The following is a 2683-nucleotide window of genomic DNA, read 5'->3' on the forward strand; positions in this document are numbered from 1 at the left end:
TAATATAACAGTAAAAAGTTTAAAAGAAATGAATGAAACTACTAACTCATCTTCTTATACACATATTGTTTATATTGGAGAGAAAAAAGAAGATTTTTCTACTAAAGCAAAACAATTTCTAGAAAACTTCTCGGGTCCAGTATTAGTTTTAGGACAAAATGTTGAACAATTATCTAATCGTTTTTCTTTCATTACCTCGAAAGAAACCGATATACGAACTCACACTATAGAATATCCGACTCACCAGTTAAAAAATGAATTACATGAAGAACGCTTAATGAAGAAGGTTGAAACAAAAGGAACAGCTCTTGCTTACGCCTTGAGTGCCGATGGAACCCATCCGTTAATCGTTCAGCAAGGAACATCCTATTATGTTGCAACTCCGAACCTTTTTGATTGGATGTCCCATTACGTCGGTGAAATGCTATTTTCTTACTTCGAACAAGAGCCTATGACAAATAAAACTACAGCTTATTTACGTCTTGAAGACGTTCACCCAGCTGTAGATGTAAAGCAATTAAAAGAAATCGCTGAATTACTAAAAGAGAAAAAGCTCCCTTATATGATTACCGTTATCCCTGTTTACAAAGATCCAGACACAGGAAAAACAGTACATTTAAAGGATAACTCTGAATTAATCGATGTTTTACGCTTTATGCAAGATAATGGTGGCTCTATCGTTATGCATGGTTACACACATCAGTTTTATGATAGTGAAACTGGCGAAGGTTTTGAATTTTGGGATGTAAAAACTGATCAACCAATTCGTCAACCGAACCATGAAAAACCAAAAACAAAAGACGATTTCCAATCTACAGAGGACTATAATAAATACGTTAAAAACGGAAAGGCCTTTGAAGAAAAGTATATTAAAGAGCATATTGAAAAAGGGATTACAGAGCTTGTAGAAGCTAAATTGTATCCAGTTGCTTTTGAAGCTCCGCACTATACAATGTCTCAAAAAGGATATGAAATACTATCACAATATTTTTCAACTTATGTAGGACAAATACAACTAAACGATAAAACTTGGAAATCGATGCACTCACCGGCTTATATAAGTACACCTTCATTTTTACATGGGATGAAATTAATTCCTGAAACTGTTGGCTTTATTGAAGAAGATAAGCCACAAGCTATAGCAAAAATGAAAGAACGTGCTTTATCTGTCGAAAAATTATCCGATGGAATTATCGGTGCATTTTATCATCCTTACTTGGGCGTTAAACCATTAAAAGAAGTATTAAAAGAACTAGAAAGTATTCCAAACATAGAGTGGATTGATTTACAAAAAGAAACGAATGAAGTAAAAATGAAAGATATTCATATTACTACTAATAAAGACGGCATTCATGCTGAACAGCCAACAAGTGCGAAGGACATAATTGATTATATAAAACAACATGGGTTCTTCCTTATAATTGGGTTCATTATAATTGTCTTTCTTTTATTATTAAGACGCGCGAAAAAATTAGAGTCATAATAAAAACACCAAGCGAGATGCTTGGTGTTTTTTGCTATCACTCAATAACTTGATAAAATCGCACCGTATTCTCATATATTTTCTCTGCAACTTTCTCTACAGACATTCTTTTTATTACACTAATTTCTTGTAATACATCTTTAATCATTTTAGGGTGCGTTATAACACCATCTTGAAATTCCCATGGCCCATCTGTTTCTACCATCATATATTTTAAAGGATAATACGAAACAATTTTTCTAATTTTCTCCTTATGTAAAACATCCGGTGTGATAGAAATATAATAACCGTTCCTCATCATCCGTTTCATTGTCGCTTCACTTCCTTTAAACCAGTGAAAGTGTGCACGTACAACTTTATATTCTTCAAGTAAATCACATACAATATCAGCGTCTTCATAAACTGCGTGTACTACAATCGGTAAATCATATTTACTAGCTAGTTCAACAAACTCTTTTAACACCGCTATGTATGGATCGACAGCAATATTTTCATCTTCTTTCCTTAAATAATATGGGAGCCCCACTTCACCAATCGCAACGATTTCCTCTACATGATCTTCAATTAATTTATAAATTTGCTCACATTCCTCTTTATGAGTCGGTTGCTCCGGATGAAAACCTATTGCTGGATGTATAAAAGGATATCGCTTTGCTAAAGATAGAGTTTCTAGGCATGATTGATAATTCATAGATACTGCAATAAGCCCTTGTATCTCTTTACTGTTTTCCACATCTGTAAGTAATCTACTTTTCTCTTCATCCTCATATTGATCAACATGTATATGGCTATCAATCCATTTCATCTTTATGCCCCCATAAAAAAAACAAGAAAGGGTCTCCCTTCTTGTTTTATCATCTATATTAGTTAACAATTAAATTTGTTATTATATCAAATAATCCAATACATACTATGGCAACAGTAAAGTAGCTACAGAAATCTTTAATTGGAAACTTCACTACTTCTTCTTTACGCATCCCAGTTTTCTCCCTTCTTAATATATCCCTAATTATTTTTTATCTATTTGTATCTATTATGCAAAAAATATGACAAAATTACTATCGAATTAACTTACGTAAACCTTACAATATTGTAAGGTTTAAAAAAACCCTCATCTTAAGCTAAGATGAGGGCTATTCAAAGTTAGTTGGTTTTTCGTTCTTCATTAACATTACGAATCAGAAAGTAATACAGTAAGAC

2 protein-coding genes are annotated in these 2683 nt (G+C 32.7%); one reads left to right on the top strand and one right to left on the bottom strand.

The features are described from left to right. Positions 1-1483, top strand: a 1483-nt coding sequence (locus AB3X48_RS20755) for a DUF2334 domain-containing protein (RefSeq protein ID WP_367959891.1), incomplete at its 5' end; no start/stop codon positions are given. Between the two features lie 37 nt (positions 1484-1520). Here AB3X48_RS20755 and AB3X48_RS20760 read toward each other — a convergent pair. Then, positions 1521-2288 carry a TatD family hydrolase gene (locus tag AB3X48_RS20760; protein ID WP_016103346.1) on the bottom strand — a complete coding sequence of 256 codons (768 nt, stop codon included), beginning with the start codon at positions 2286-2288 and terminating at the stop codon, positions 1521-1523. Positions 2289-2683 lie beyond the last annotated feature (395 nt).

The organism is Bacillus sp. S4 (assembly GCF_040838205.1).
GTDB classification, from domain to species: Bacteria; Bacillota; Bacilli; order Bacillales; family Bacillaceae_G; genus Bacillus_A; species Bacillus_A cereus_U.